The 15133-nt window shown below is 44.8% G+C and carries 9 protein-coding genes; 6 read left to right on the forward strand and 3 right to left on the reverse strand.

Annotation, left to right across the window (positions count from 1 at the left end; genetic code table 11):
* Positions 1–58: 58 nt before the first annotated feature.
* The 4 genes from CLV59_RS09955 to CLV59_RS09970 all read left to right on the forward strand — a co-directional run bounded on the left by CLV59_RS09955 (position 59) and on the right by CLV59_RS09970 (position 5924).
* Entirely contained in the window at positions 59–1879 is a 1821-nt protein-coding gene (locus CLV59_RS09955; protein WP_111591886.1) for a sodium:solute symporter family protein, read from the forward strand.
* A 13-nt stretch (positions 1880–1892) separates the two neighbouring features.
* Entirely contained in the window at positions 1893–3083 is a 1191-nt protein-coding gene (locus CLV59_RS09960) for a glycoside hydrolase family 130 protein (RefSeq protein WP_317048645.1), read from the forward strand.
* A gap of 104 nt (positions 3084–3187) precedes the next feature.
* A complete protein-coding gene (locus CLV59_RS09965) occupies positions 3188–5137 on the forward strand; it encodes a tetratricopeptide repeat-containing sensor histidine kinase (RefSeq protein WP_146616157.1) in 1950 nt (649 codons plus the stop codon).
* 22 nt (positions 5138–5159) lie between these two features.
* Entirely contained in the window at positions 5160–5924 is a 765-nt protein-coding gene (locus tag CLV59_RS09970) for a LytR/AlgR family response regulator transcription factor (RefSeq protein ID WP_111591889.1), read from the forward strand.
* Between the two features lie 264 nt (positions 5925–6188).
* Here CLV59_RS09970 and CLV59_RS09975 read toward each other — a convergent pair whose 3' ends face one another.
* The 3 genes from CLV59_RS09975 to CLV59_RS09985 all read right to left on the reverse strand — a co-directional run bounded on the left by CLV59_RS09975 (position 6189) and on the right by CLV59_RS09985 (position 12194).
* Positions 6189–7409 (reverse strand): 4-hydroxy-3-methylbut-2-enyl diphosphate reductase, encoded by a 1221-nt coding sequence (locus CLV59_RS09975; RefSeq protein WP_111591890.1) that lies wholly within the window; start codon positions 7407–7409, stop codon positions 6189–6191.
* 84 nt (positions 7410–7493) lie between these two features.
* Positions 7494–8369 (reverse strand): rhomboid family intramembrane serine protease, encoded by an 876-nt coding sequence (locus tag CLV59_RS09980; protein ID WP_111591891.1) that lies wholly within the window; start codon positions 8367–8369, stop codon positions 7494–7496.
* Between the two features lie 141 nt (positions 8370–8510).
* Entirely contained in the window at positions 8511–12194 is a 3684-nt protein-coding gene (locus CLV59_RS09985) for a TraB/GumN family protein (RefSeq protein WP_170137702.1), read from the reverse strand.
* A gap of 258 nt (positions 12195–12452) precedes the next feature.
* On the opposite strand from CLV59_RS09985, the gene rpsA reads away from it, so the two are divergent.
* Positions 12453–14345: a 30S ribosomal protein S1 gene (rpsA, locus tag CLV59_RS09990; RefSeq protein WP_111591893.1), complete on the forward strand. Its 1893-nt coding sequence runs from the start codon at positions 12453–12455 to the stop codon at positions 14343–14345.
* 235 nt (positions 14346–14580) lie between these two features.
* Positions 14581–15111 carry an NAD(P)H-dependent oxidoreductase gene (locus CLV59_RS09995; RefSeq protein ID WP_111591894.1) on the forward strand — a complete coding sequence of 177 codons (531 nt, stop codon included), beginning with the start codon at positions 14581–14583 and terminating at the stop codon, positions 15109–15111.
* The last annotated feature ends 22 nt before the right edge of the window (positions 15112–15133 follow it).

The following is a 15133-nucleotide window of genomic DNA, read 5'->3' on the forward strand; positions in this document are numbered from 1 at the left end:
AACAACGCCGGGGGAATATATCCCCTGGCGTATTTTGTGAAAATCAAAAACCTTAAGAATGCTGCAATTAACTGACTGGATCATTATCGGAATTTACCTGGGTATTATTGTCCTGATTGGATTACTATTAAGAAGAAAAGCAAAGCAAAATAAGACGGCGTATATGTTGGGAGGAAAGTCGCTCCCATGGTACATGCTCGGACTCTCCAACGCTGCGGATATGTTCGACATTTCTGGTACCATGTGGCTGGTGACGCTCACCTTCGTATACGGCATGAAGAGTATCTGGATTCCGTGGCTATGGCCTATCTTCAACCAGGTGTTCATGATGGTGTTTGTCAGCGCCTGGCTCAGGCGTTCTAATGTCAGCACCGGTGCAGAATGGATCATTACCCGCTTTGGGAATGGTAAAGACGCAGCACTCTCTCACACCATTACAGTTGTTTTTGCTTTGATCAGCTGCCTGGGTTTCATGGCATATGGCTTTGTAGGCTTAGGTAAATTCATGGAAATATTCATTCCTTGGTCCAATATTGCACCTTACATACCATTCACTGTACAACCGGAATATGTGCCGCACCTCTATGGCGTAGCCTTTGCACTGTTCGCGGTATTCTACAGTATCCTGGGTGGTATGAGTAGTATTGTTTGGGCAGACGCGGTTCAGTATGTAATTCGTACAGCCGCCGCCGTTATAATTGCAGTTATTGCGATGAGAGCCCTCGCGGTTCACGCACTCAATGTCCCTGAAGGATGGATGAATCCTTTCTTCGGCTGGAAACTTAACCTCGACTGGGGGCGTATCATTCCGGAAGTGAATGAAAAAATTAACAGCGACGGCTACACGCTGTTTGGCGCTTTCTTCATGATGATGGTCTTCAAAGGCCTGCTGGTAAGTCTTGCAGGTCCTGCGCCCAACTACGATATGCAGAAGATCCTCAGTACCCGCAGCCCGCAAGATGCCGCTAAAATGAGCGGTTTCGTATCCATTGTGTTAATGCCTGTAAGATACCTCATGATCATCGGTTTTGCTGTACTTGGACTGATCTACTACAAACAGCTCAATCTGAAAACCGGGGACCATATAGATTTTGAAAAAATATTGCCTGCTGCCATCAGCAGCTTTGCGCCAGTGGGCGTGATGGGCTTACTGGTTGCCGGTATGCTGGCTTCCTTCATCGGCACATTCGCCGGCACGCTGAATGCGGCCCAGGCTTATATAGTGAATGATGTCTACCTGAAATATATTAACCCTGACGCCAGTAACAGGAAAATCAGCAGCGTAAACTATCTGGCAGGTATCCTGATCGTGATCATCAGTATCGTTATCGGCGTATTTGCGAAAGATGTGAACAGCGTATTACAATGGCTGGTATCCGGATTATGGGGCGGTTATGTGGCGGCCAATGTGCTGAAATGGTACTGGTGGCGATTCAACGGATACGGCTTCTTCTGGGGAATGCTGTCCGGTATCGCAGCTGCGCTTATTTGTCCTTATATCTTCACAGGTCTGAACCTGTACTATTTCCCAGTGATATTAGTGATTTCGTTGGTTGGTTGCATCGCCGGAACATTAGCTACTCCTCCGGTAGATGCAAAAACACTGGGACAATTCTATTACAATGTACGCCCATGGGGCTTTTGGAAACCGGTCCTCCAAAACATGCAGGCAGCATACCCTGACCTGGAACCCAACCGTAATTTCCGCAGAGACATGTTCAACGTTGTTGTTGGTATCATCGCACAACTGTGCCTGATGGCTTTGCCTATGTACCTCGTACTGGAGCAACATACGCCTATGTATATCACTGGCGCTATCCTCGTTGTAATGCTCTTCCTGCTGAAAAAATACTGGTGGGATAACCTCGATAAAATATGAAGCGATATAAATTATGAGAATGCGAGAAACTTTCGGTGAACGATTAAAGCAATTACAAACAGCCCAGGATGCGCTGATACAACTGGAGAACAAACCGGTGCTACCCGGCAACGGTATCTTTGAACGTTATCAGTATCCCGTCCTAACGGCTGCGCATACCCCTCTGTCCTGGCGTTACGATCTGAACGAACAACGTAACCCTTTCCTGATGGAACGCTTTGGTATCAATGCGACCTTCAATGCCGGCGCCATCAAATGGCAGGATAAATACCTGATGATGGTACGCGTAGAAGGGGCTGATCGCAAATCCTTCTTCGCTATCGCTGAAAGTAAGGATGGTATCCAACAATGGCAATTCCGCGAAATACCGGTGGCCATTCCTGAAACCGAAAACCCTGATGTAAACGTTTACGATATCAGACTGACCGCCCACGAAGATGGCTGGATCTACGGCCTTTTCTGCACAGAAAGAAAAGATCCCGCTGCAGCTCCCGGCGATATGTCTTCTGCCATCGCACAATGCGGCATTGTCCGTACCCGCGATCTGGAATCATGGGAACGCCTGCCTGATCTGATGACCAGCTCTCCACAACAACGTAATGTGGTGCTGCATCCGGAGTTCGTAAACGGCCAGTATGCGCTTTACACCAGGCCGCAGGATAACTTCATCGAAGCCGGTTCCGGCGGAGGTATCGCTATCGGCTATACGAAAGATATGACCAAGGCGGTGGTGACTTCCGAACAAGTGATCGACCCAAGACATTATCATACAATAAGCGAACTCAAAAATGGCCAGGGTCCTGCGCCTATAAAAACGGCGGAAGGCTGGTTACACCTGGCGCATGGCGTTAGAAACACCGCTGCAGGTTTCCGCTATGTACTTTATATGTTCATGACGGATCTCCACGATATTACCCGCGTTACTCATAAACCTGCCGGCTATTTTATGGGCCCGGAAGGGCAGGAGAGAGTAGGCGACGTGTCCAACGTGCTTTTCTCTAACGGCTGGATTGCCGATGAAGATGGCCGTGTCTTAATATATTATGCTTCCTCTGATACCCGCATGCATGTGGCAGTTTCATCCATAGCGCAACTGGTGGATTATGTAAAACACACCGCTCCTGATGGCTATCGCTCAGCTACCAGCGTAGCTACAATAATGCAGATTGTAAACGGTAATAAACAGCCCCATACTGCTATTTAAGCAGTTCTTTTCCCTGACAGGGCAGTTGGTGATGCGGCTGCCCTGGGGGAATTCCCTTCCAAACCCCGGTCTTTCGCCTGTAAAAAAATATTATCTTGCTGCTGATGTCAATCAGATCAGTATGTAGTTGGTTACTCCTGTTCCTGGGAGTGGTTCCTGGCGTATTCGCCCAGGATTCTCTGTTTACTTATCATTTGCTGGATTCCGTCCGACAACTACGGCCAGATACCTCTACCGTCCGGATATGGCTGGAAGAAAGTCGCCGTACCGCCGCCTATTTTGATGGGCATAAAAAGGAAAATGTCTTCCTGCAGGAAGCCATTGCCATGAGCCAGGAGCTGAAATATCCACAAGGATTATCCATGGCCTACAATGAATTGGGCACCTCCAAGAGGAATAAGTCGCAGTACATCCTGGCGGAAGACTATCACGAAAGAGCCATCAAATACGCGCAGGAAGCCCGGGATTCCGTGTTGCTATGCCAGTCGCTCAACAATGCCGGGGTCGATTGTCGCCGGTTGGATAAGCTCCAGAAAGCCTTTGATTATCATTTTGCAGCCCTTCAAATCGCGGAAAAAATTGGAAACATAAAGAACATCTGCGTCGCCACGAATAGCATTGGTAATATCCAGTTATCAGAAGGGAAATATGAACTGTCTATAGAACGTTTTCAGCATGCCTTAAAACTGGAAGAGGAAAGTAACAACCCCCTCGGCATGGCCATCAACCTGGGAAATCTGGGATATGCCTATCAGGGACTTGGTAAACTGGATCTGGCCATCCAACACTATAAAAGTTCTCTGGCCATCAACGAAAAATTAAAGAACGCCACCGGGAAAGTGATCTGCTTTAATGCACTTGGTGCTGCATTTCAGGAAAAGAAAGATTACCCAACAGCGATGGAATATCTGCAGAAAGCCTTACAGGTCAATGATCAGGTAGACGATAAAGTACACATGGCAGAAAGCTATATGAACATCGGGAAACTGCTTAGTGTACAAAATAAACATGAAGAGGCACGCGGCTTCTTTCAGCAAGGCATTACCCTGAGTAACTATTGGGGCTTCAAATCCATGCTGATGGATACTTATAAAGCCCTGGCGCTGGACTACAAAAATAGCGGCGATTTCCAGAAATCCCTGGAGGCTACAGAAAAATCACTCCTGTACAAGGATAGTATCCTCAATGAAAAGGCTGCGATGGCCCTGAACCAGATGCAGGCCATTTATGATGTGGACCGTAAGGATAACCAGATCCGTACCCTGCAGCATGATAAAATGGTGGGAGAGCTGCGTACCAAAAGAAATGTGGTATTCATCTTCGCCCTGGCCGCTTTCCTGATTATGCTGACAGTAGGTGGATTCTTCTATATCCGTCACCGGAACCTGGAAGAAAACAAGCAGACCTTGCAACTGGAACTCCGGTCCCTTCGTTCACAAATGAATCCGCATTTCATATTCAACTCGCTCAGTTCCATTCATCGATATATCTGGAGCAATAACCAGGAAGAAGCGTCTGACTATCTTACCAAATTCTCCAAACTCATGCGCCTTATTCTGGATAATACCCAACATACTTTCGTTTCCCTGAATAAAGAACTGGAATCCCTGCGTCTATACCTGGACCTGGAATCCTTGAGATGTAATGGTATCTTTGATTATCGGATAAAGGTGGCGTCTGATATCCACGATGAAGAAGTACTGATCCCTCCCATGATATTACAACCCTATGTGGAAAATGCTATCTGGCACGGACTCGTACATAAATCAAATGAGAAAGGGCAATTGGATATTGGTATCCGATTGGAAGGACGTAGTCTGGTATGCACCATTACCGATAATGGTATTGGCAGAAAGAGAGCGATGGAAATCAAAGCGAGAAAGGGCAAAACGCATACCTCTGTGGGCATGAAGGTGACGCAGGGCAGAATTGATCTGATTCGCAAAATCAATAACAAAGATGCCAGCGTGGTTGTCACAGACCTGGAAGACCCAGGCGGAGAGCCAACAGGAACGCTTGTAACAATCATTCTGCCAGCAGAATTTATTTTCTAGCATATAACTAAAACCTACATAAATGACTGACATAAAAGCCATTATCGTAGATGATGAGCAACACTGTATAGACGCACTCCAAACAATGCTGCTGAAGAAATGTCCGGGTGTACAAGTGATTGGCGCGGCCAACAGTGTAAGAGAAGGCCGTGAATTAATCGATGAACTCCAGCCCGATCTGGTATTCCTGGATGTGGAAATGCCTCACCAGAACGGTTTTGAACTGTTGCGTCAATATGAGAAAGTAACCTTCGACGTTATTTTTACCACTGCCTATGAACAATATGCCCTCAAAGCAATCAAGTTCAATGCATTGGATTATCTACTGAAGCCATTCAGTGTAAAGGAACTCCAGGATGCCCTGGAGAAATTCCGGGAAAAGCAACTGAACACATCAAAAGATCAGTCTGTTTCTCCCCTGGAGGTTTTCCTGCAAAACATGAAAACGCTCCAACAAACACATAAGAAAATCGCTTTACCAACGATCAACGGTTTAGTGTTTATGCCAGTACAGAATATCGTCAGGTGTGAATCTACCGGCAACTATACCAAGATATTCTTCACCGATAAGAAAAACCTGATGGTTTCCCGGCCATTGAAAGAGTTTGAAGAATTACTGACAGACGTGGATTTCTTCCGCGTGCATAATTCCCATCTGATTAACCTGCAGCAGATGCAGTCCTACATCCAGGGTGAAGGCGGTTTCGCACTGATGAGCGATGGTACGCAGGTCGAAGTGTCCAGAAGACGCAAAGCCGAATTCCTGAAAAAGGCAATGCAGTTCTAGCCTTCAGCTATTCAGCAACTTAGAAATGCCGATTCCAGATTTATACGTTTTCATACCACTTATGGCAAATTAGCTACCGGATAATAATTGGATGTTGTGTGCCTTTTGGTGAAAAGTTAGATTTGTATTACGATTTCAATATTAACCTTATATAAAGATTTTATTCTCTGCATTACTAGCGTGATTAGCCCCAAAGAAAAAAGACACCTACGTGGTGTCTTTTTTGTTATATGCCTATTTATAAGTTTTTTACAGATGGTTATTTTATGCTATAGCTAATTCATCTGCTAAATGTTCCAGTTGATAGAAAGACAACAACTTGCGGATAACACCTTCCACCAAAGCATCCGGACAAGAAGCGCCACTTGTCAGTAGAATAGTGACCTGTTCTTTCTCCGGCAGGAAGTTTTCGGTATATTTTTCTTCCTTATGATGGAAGTCGTAATGATGTACGGCTGATTTGGAAACCAGTTGTTCCGGATCAGACACAAAGTAGGTAGGTAGTTTCTCTTCGCAGAGTTCCACCAGGTGAGAGGTGTTGGAGCTGTTGTAGCCGCCTACCACCACCGCCAGATCCGCTGGTTCGAGGAGCATACCTGTAACGGCACTTTGATTATCGTTGGTCGCATAGCAGAGGGTATCTCTGGTATCGGCGAAGCGTTCTGAGATGGTAGCTTCTGTCAGTCCGAAAGTAGCCACCATTACATCTTTAATGTAATCTGCGATAGCCTGGGTTTCGGTAGCCAGCATAGTAGTTTGGTTTACGACGCCTACACGTTGTAAATCTTTGGTCGCATCAAATCCTGGAGAAGACTGCCCGGCAAAAACGGTTGCAAATTCGGCAGCAGGTCGTTGGCCACTGATGAATTCACCTAACAAGATGGCCTCTTTCATGTCTTTCACCACCACCGTAGCAGTATTGGCTTTACTGTGACTGAAAGTAGCGCGTGTCTCCTCATGCTTTGGCTTACCATGCACAATAACAGTATAATCTTTCTGTCCGATCTGCTCTGCCTTATTCCACACTCTTTCTACGAAAGGACAGGTAGTATTGTATTTCAGGGGTTCTATACCCAGTTGTTCCAGTTGTTTTTCAATTTCCAGGGTGGTACCGAAAGCAGGAACAATCACAATATCATCCGGCTGTAATTCTGTCCAGGGAACGAGTTGTTTGCCGCTGGTATCCATGAGAAACTGTACGCCTCTGCTGAGCAGATCGTTGTTTACATGTGGATTATGAATCATTTCACTGAGGAGGAAAATGCGCTTGCCTGGGTTTTCATCCACCGTTCTGAAAGCAATCTCGATCGCATTTTCTACGCCATAGCAAAAGCCAAAATGCCTTGCCAGGAGTATTTTCAGCGGACCGAAATCCAGTACGGTAGGGGTAAAATCCTTTTTCATGCGGTCCTGCTGTTTACGCTTGTTTTTAATAGCGGTGATCAGCGGACTGCGATATATAACCGGAACGTTGAATGTTTTCATGTGTTGATGAGCCTATAAATTAACGGCAAAGTTAATCAATTGATCGGCATGAAGGATATTTGGCGTAGCCAGACAGCCAGCGCGCTAGTTTTCCTTGCTTACTTTTTCTAACCAGGCTTTTTCTTCTGCGCTGAGGCTTGAATACCCTTTTTCGTTTATTTTATCGAGGAGTTGATCCAGTTTGGATTGGGTATTTTCGTCTGTTTTCTTCACTATTTTCAGCGGCGATTTTTTAGGCTTGAACTTCTTGACAGTCGGTTTGGAGGCTTTACGTTCACTGGGCGTGAAGAGCCAGATCAACGGTCGGGCAAGGTCAGTGCCATTTTGCAGCAGCTTGATGTAAGCAAATCCAAAGGCAGCTCCTCCCAGATGGGACATTACACCGCCGAAGTTACCGTCAAACATGGTAATCAGGCCAATAATCACCAGGGCGAGGGCCAGCCATTTCAGTCGCACAGAACCGATGAACATCAGGCCGATTTCATAGTTCGGCACCTGGGTGGCAGCAGCTACGAGCAGGCACATAACAGATGCGGACGCGCCGATCATGAGGCCATCGATATTATGTACAAAGAGATAATAAGCAGCCATATACACCAATCCGCCTACTAATCCGCCCATCAGGTACACCGGCAATACCCGCTGGTTACCGAGCATTTCCCGGAATATGTTCCCGAACCAGAAAAGGTTCAGCATATTGAAGAGAATATGGAAAATCTGCACATGGGAGAACATATAAGTAATTAAGCCCCATGGCTTCGTAATGAAAATGGAGAGATTGGAGTGAAGGGCTACCTGGCTATATACCCAATCAAACATTCCGCTTTGCGAGAATCGATCTACCAGGCGCAATAGATTTAGTCCCAGGAAAATAATAATGTTCCAGAAAAGCAGATGGTTAATTGTATTCCCTTGCCTGAGCCAATAACGAATATCCGATTGAAAAGAGGTCCCGTTCATATCTACAAATTAATATAAAAATCCGGGAATTTGATTGCAGCTAATTCAAAAAAAATACTGCCAGAAACAATAAAAATGACCGGCAGTATTTTTATAGAATATTAAACAAAAAAATATTGTGATAGTTCTGTTAAAAAGGCACTAATTTATGACCGGAGGAGCTTCCGTAGGAGCCGACGGTGCTATTTCAGTTTCCCCTTCCTGTTCCTTGATGGCGATATCCTCCTGGATAAATGAAGTCAGAAATTTATCCGTAAAAATAGCCAAATTGGCCCCCATGGTCTTGATCTTAGGATTGTCCAGGTTCCAGTTGACGCCTTTCGCCGGCTGCCCTCCGCAAAGGATATAGCCGGTTTTCTTCTTCATAACAGTAGTATCGGCATCTTCCTCATAATTGTAAACGCGCCCCGTATATTTATATATGAAATAATCTAATGTATCTATTGTTTTCCGTTTAACCAGGGTTAAACTATCCAGTTCCAGGTCCAGTTCATTTTCACCATCGCTGTCTTTAAAGTATTCTTTCAGCAGCAAGGCAGCGATTTTTTCTCCATTCAGCAGATGATTAACGGTATTCAGTTGTTTGGAGTCCGACAGGGCACGAAGGAATATTAGTCCGTCCTCATTAGCAAGGATCGTTTTAAGTTCCTTATCAGCAACTTTCTGGCGAAGATTAATCAGCCCCAAAGCGCCGCGTTGCTTACTCATATCGATGGTATCTGCCAGCATTCGCTTGAGTAAAGGAATATTTCCTTCTGCCAGCGTAGGTTTACTGAGTAAAAACATCAGGCGTAACAACTGGCTGTAACGGTGGTAATCGTCCGTCTTCCCTTTTGCGCGTTCCTCTTCATAAAGTTTTACCAGTCCGGGTTTTAGTTTGTTTAAACCATTTTTTTCATAATGAGGAACATTCCATAAACTATCTGCCAGTTCAACAGACAAATAAGCCAACATATTTTTGGACGTAGTGGCAGCCTGAATCAAGTCTGGCAGGTGTTTTTCGAAATATAATTTTTTCGGTGTGTTATAATCGAAAGTGCGGGCCCAACCTAACGAGTCTTTAGGCAACATAGGCGCATACTGCATAAATAACTGGTAGCCTTCTTCACTATCAATCATAGACATCCACTTGACGATATCCTGTTGAAAAGCGAGTACGTCTGTTTCTTTGATGAGGTGTTTTAACGCCGCGATTCTTTCACTTGCCGTCAGGCCAGGAGCCGTTTTTTTAGCTTTGTCCAGATTGGTAGGTAAATAGTGGGTGCTGAATCGATCAGCTGCTGTCATGCATTCATAGAGAGCATATTTCAGTTTAAATGTATCGCCGGCTAACTTAAGGCCATGGAATATCAATGGATACACCTGGCGCAACAGTGTACTATCCATCGGAATACTTCTCAGGGATTTGATGGCTGTATGAACAGTGAGGCTATCCGTAGCAGTTAGATCGTGGAAGAGTTCCGCCTTCTTATCATACCTGATATCCATGGTATCGATATGCGCCTTGTCGATTTTTACGCTGGAGAAGAAAGCCTTGTCCAGACCCGCTTTTATGGCATCTTCTGTTAATAATGCACTGAACATGTATGCATGATGCCCGGCGATAAACAGTTTTCTGAAAATACGGATACTGTTGGTATTACGGGGTTTCATAGCCACTTCATATACATAGTGGCCATTCTCTTTGTACTGCTTTTCGCTGAGAATTTGATTGTTCACAGAATCTGCTTCAGGAACAAAGTCCTGGCGGATCAGTTTATACGGATCAGCTGATACATATTTTCCGTATTTCTTTTCCACAATAAAATAGGATGCCTCACTGGTAGGGTCGTACGAAAAATAGAAGGCAGACTCTTTTGTGGTGGCATTATAAGGTGCAAAATTGACAGGACCTTTCACCGTAAAGGAGCTGTCTTCCGCTGTAAATGTGGTATTCAATGCGGTTACAGGCATTGTTGAAATGCTGTAATTTTCCATGAACTCCCTGACAACCGGCGGTTGTTTGTCTCCCTTATATTTGGCTAATAAACCATAGAGCGTATTTCCCCGGAAAATAAGCTTCAAACTTCCGTTGTATGGCCCCGTACTGCTCAAACGATAACTAACCGTTTTAAGGCCATGCTCCTGGGTGATTTTCTCCTCTTTAAATTGTACCAGACTATCGATCTGACTGATTCCTTTTTGGAGTTCATTTATGACCAGGGTATCATTTGTAAAATAGTATCCGGGTACCATGCGCTGGATGCTAAGGGTGTAAACGATGTCCTTTTCCCCGTCACTGGCATTGTAAATTTCTTCAAATCGGCCCCCGTTATCCATGTGGAGGGCATTGTTAATGTTATAGGAATGATATTGCTGAGGGAAATTAACAGTGATACCAATTCTGTCTAACTTAAGAGGCGCGTAGGTGGTGGTGGTTACTGCCACATCGTTAAAACGGACGGAGTTAAAGAACTGAAGGGCTTTGGCACTGTCATTAGGCGTAATAGTATGCATAAACAAATAACCTCTGCCATTGCGTACAAACACACGGGCACGATAGACGGCGCCAAAACCGGAGAGGTCTGCCTGTGTTCCTGCAAGCCCCATATATTGAATCTCCTGGAGATTGGCGGGATCGCTACCGGCTTTTGTGGCCATTCCTTTTATCATATTGAGCCGGACGGTTTTCGGGTCTGTAGCTCCCAGATTACCGATAGCAAAGGCAAAAGCGCCTTCCATAGTCGACTCATTAATGCTCATATACATCTTACTGTTAGAGCCCGGAATAGGGTAATTGATAGGGGTGCCGGGCATTATAACAGAATAACCTTCTGCGAGTCGGTTCAACGTATAGCCGGGCAGGTTATCAAAATCTTCTTTATACTTTTTAGCGACGCCGTTAAAGGTGGCAACGACGGGAGTCACCGTAAATCCTTTTTTCCGGAGCAGTTGAAGTATGCTGTTTTTTCCCGTGAGATGACCAACGCCCACGACTGCAAAGAGTCCTCCTTGTGGCGCCAGCCGGATGATGCTGGCGGTCATGTCCTGGTTACGTTTTACCAGGAATTTGCCTTCTTCCGATTTGGGGTCCATGGAATGACTAAACCATTCTTCGATTTGCTGGAGATCCCCTGAATAGTATAGATTTACAATGGAATCCAGGTAGCGGGCTTCCAGCTTGGAGGCAGAAGGGGCCAGCGTTTCTACCACTGGGGGAGGGACGGAGGCATCTGCCACAGGCGGAGCGAACATTTTATCTGGATAGGCATTGAAATATCCGGTTTCAGCCAGGAACATTTCTTTATCTACATCTGATAAGGTATTCTTAAAGTAATCCAGTTGATTGGTAATCGCTTCCAGGCCAAACAGTTTCTTGTTCAGCATGCCCGCTTTTTCATAGAACCAGCCATCCAGGAATATATCTTGTCTTTTGGTATTCTTATCTTCTGCGATTAAGGCTTCTTCCTGGTCGATCAACAATTTTTCTATTACCCAGAAGCTTTTTACGCGCATCTGACTAATATGAACGCCTGCTTTTTGCAGTACCAGGCTGTCGATATAATGATATTCTTGTTTGCTGAGTTGCGATTGGAGGTAGTTGGCAGTATCCTGTAGTGGACTGTTGGGACTGATGAGGTAGGTCATGAGTGAATCCATGTCTACCTCTGTGGCGAAATGCTGAGCATTTTTAAAGGCCAGCAGAACGGAATCGCTGAATTCGAATACCCTGGAATCTCGCAGGTGCATGGAACCATAGAGGTAGGAAGATTGTTTTATACCAGGACCGTCTATGCGCCATAGTAACTGGTATTTATCTCTGGATTGAGCATTGACATATTGCATACTACACATTAACAAGAATAAACATGCAATTAGCGCTGGCAGGATGCGGTGGTAAATGGGTTTTAGGGACGGGGTTGCCCTGAAGGCGGTGGTTGACAGCATCGGAAATATAGAATAAAATGTTAATGAACAGCGAAAGTATTCAAAAACAACTGTAAAAAGGAAAAAAGGCGAGGCAGAACGGGTAAAATATCGTATTTTTGCAGTCCCAATTAAAAAGGGAATCCGGGTATTCCGGGTTAAAACTTTAATTATTTTATGAGCGAAAACAACATTCCTAACGCACAAAACGCTGAACAACAGGCTGCTGGAGCTACTCCAGTAGAAACAGCGACAAAAAATGCTCCTGTTGCTACTGCTCACGACGATTTCGATTGGAGCGTAGACAAACGTAACGTTTCTTCTTACAGCAAAGAAGAAAAAGAAAAGTACGATGCAACTTACGATTCTACTTTCAAAGTATTTGAAGAGAACAGTCTGTTGAATGGTACTGTAGTAGGTCTGACCAACACAGATGTAGTGATCAACATCGGTTTCAAATCTGACGGTCTGATCTCTCTGAACGAATTCCGTGACTTACCAGGTCTGAAAATCGGCGACGATGTAGAAGTACTGGTAGTTGAAAAAGAAGACCGCGATGGTAACCTGCACCTGAGCCGTAAACAAGCTCGTCAAAAACGTGCATGGGAAAAAATCGTGGAAGTTTACAAAACAGGCGAAGTGGTTACTGGTACTGTTACCAGCAAAACCAAAGGCGGCTTGATCGTAGACGTTTACGGTATGGAAACCTTCCTGCCAGGTTCACAGATCGATGTGAAACCAGTTACAGATTACGACCAGTTCGTTGGCAAGACTATGGAGTTCAAAGTGGTGAAAGTAAACGAAACCATCCGCAACGCCGTAGTTTCTCACAAAGCACTGATCGAGTCCGACATCGAACAACAAAGAGTAGATATCATCAGCAAACTGGAGAAAGGCCAGGTGCTGGAAGGTACTATCAAAAATATCACCGACTTCGGTGCATTCATCGACCTGGGTGGTCTGGATGGTCTGCTGTATATCACCGATATCAGCTGGGGCCGTATCTCTCACCCAAGCGAAGTGCTCCAGATGGATCAGAAAATCAACGTTGTTGTGCTTGACTTCGATGACGAAAAACGTCGCATAAGCCTGGGCTACAAACAACTGACTCCTCATCCTTGGGATACTTTACCAGCTACCATCACTGAAGGTGCTAAAGTAAAAGGTAAAGTAGTTAACATCGAAGATTACGGTGCATTCCTGGAAATCATGCCAGGTGTTGAAGGTCTGGTTCACGTATCTGAAATCTCTTGGGCTTCTACCCCTATCAACGCTAAAGAATTCTTCAAATTAGGCGAAGAATACGAAGCAGTGGTAGTTACCCTGAGCAAAGAAGAGCGCAAAATGTCTCTGTCTATCAAACAACTGACAGAAGATCCTTGGGCTACTATCGAAACTAAATTCCCAGTTGAAAGCCGTCACAAAGGTATCGTGAAAAACATCACTCCTTATGGCGTGTTCGTTGAACTGGAAACTGGTATCGGCGGTATGATCCACATCTCTGACCTGAGCTGGATCAAACGTTTCAACCACCCATCTGAGTACACCAAAGTAGGTAACGAAATCGATGTAGTTATCCTGGGTATCGACAAAGAAAACCGTAAACTGAGCCTCGGTCACAAACAGATCGAAGAAGATCCTTGGAACACTTTCGAAACTATCTTCCCAATCAACTCCGTACACGAAGGTACCGTTGTGAAGAAAGATGAGAAAGGTGCTACCGTTCAGCTGCAGTACGGTCTGGAAGCTTACGCTCCTGCTCGTCACCTGAGAACTGAAGATGACAAACCTATCAACGTTGAAGACGTGAAAGAATTCATGATCATCGAATTCGATCGCTCTGAAAAACGTATCCTGGTTTCTCACACCAGAGTTTGGGAAAAAGCACAAGCTGAAGAGAAAGAAGCTGTAGTGAAAGAAAAACGCGCTGAAGCTGACAAAACTCGTAAAGCTGTGAAAAACATCCAGGGTAAAGTAGAAAAAGCTACTTTAGGTGATCTGGGTGCTCTCGCTGAACTGCGCGAAAAACTGAAACAATCTGAAGGCGGAGAAGAAAAATCTGCTCAGTAAGATCAGTTTCACTTGATCAATATTTAGAGATCGCAAAAGGAGCAATCCTTTTGCGATCTCTTTTTTTATGCCATTCTTTGGAACCATCTACCATTGAAAATCCACCGGCGCACATCCTTGTGAATACCTCGCCATCTCCATTACTTACATTTTTTATAGTACCATACAATCCGCTGCTGCCCTATAAAAGACGCTTGTCTCCCCTAATTTTGCCCTATCACCTATAGATCAAAATATGAAAACATTAGTCATTGTTATCCACCCGAATTTAGAACAGTCATCCATCAACAAAAGATGGATCGAAGAATTAAATAAGCACCCGGAAAAGTACCATATACACGAGTTATATGCTATATATCCTGACGAGAAAATTGATGTACAAGCCGAACAACGGTTGATAGCGCAATACGACAAGATTGTATTTCAGTTTCCTTTTTATTGGTTTAATTGTCCGCCATTCTTAAAGAAATGGCTGGACGATGTACTGACCTATGGCTGGGCATATGGTAGTACCAGCGGATATAAAGTGGCAGGAAAGAAAATTGCTTTAGCGATGTCTGTTGGGATTGATGAAGAGGAATATAGTGCCAGCGGTAAATACAAGTATACGATGGAGGAACTGACGCGTCCTTTTGAGCTCACCTTTGAATATGTGAAAGCGGATTACAGGCCATTATTCGCGTACTATGGAATGGAGCGGAATGCGGAAAAGGAGTGGATGGAAAAAAGTGTACCACTGTACATGGATTTTCTGAATAGCCTTTAGCAGCTTTGGGAAAACTGCGGCC

The sequence above is a fragment of the Chitinophaga dinghuensis genome, from assembly GCF_003259435.1.
In the GTDB taxonomy this organism is placed as follows: domain Bacteria; phylum Bacteroidota; class Bacteroidia; order Chitinophagales; family Chitinophagaceae; genus Chitinophaga; species Chitinophaga dinghuensis.

Coding starts and splice junctions, on each gene's coding strand:
- CLV59_RS09955 (WP_111591886.1), top strand. CDS start 59: ATGCTGCAATTAACTGACTGGATCATTATCGGAATTTACCTGGGTATT.
- CLV59_RS09960 (WP_317048645.1), top strand. CDS start 1,893: ATGAGAATGCGAGAAACTTTCGGTGAACGATTAAAGCAATTACAAACA.
- CLV59_RS09965 (WP_146616157.1), top strand. CDS start 3,188: ATGTCAATCAGATCAGTATGTAGTTGGTTACTCCTGTTCCTGGGAGTG.
- CLV59_RS09970 (WP_111591889.1), top strand. CDS start 5,160: ATGACTGACATAAAAGCCATTATCGTAGATGATGAGCAACACTGTATA.
- CLV59_RS09975 (WP_111591890.1), bottom strand. CDS start 7,409: ATGAAAACATTCAACGTTCCGGTTATATATCGCAGTCCGCTGATCACC.
- CLV59_RS09980 (WP_111591891.1), bottom strand. CDS start 8,369: ATGAACGGGACCTCTTTTCAATCGGATATTCGTTATTGGCTCAGGCAA.
- CLV59_RS09985 (WP_170137702.1), bottom strand. CDS start 12,194: ATGCAATATGTCAATGCTCAATCCAGAGATAAATACCAGTTACTATGG.
- rpsA (WP_111591893.1), top strand. CDS start 12,453: ATGAGCGAAAACAACATTCCTAACGCACAAAACGCTGAACAACAGGCT.
- CLV59_RS09995 (WP_111591894.1), top strand. CDS start 14,581: ATGAAAACATTAGTCATTGTTATCCACCCGAATTTAGAACAGTCATCC.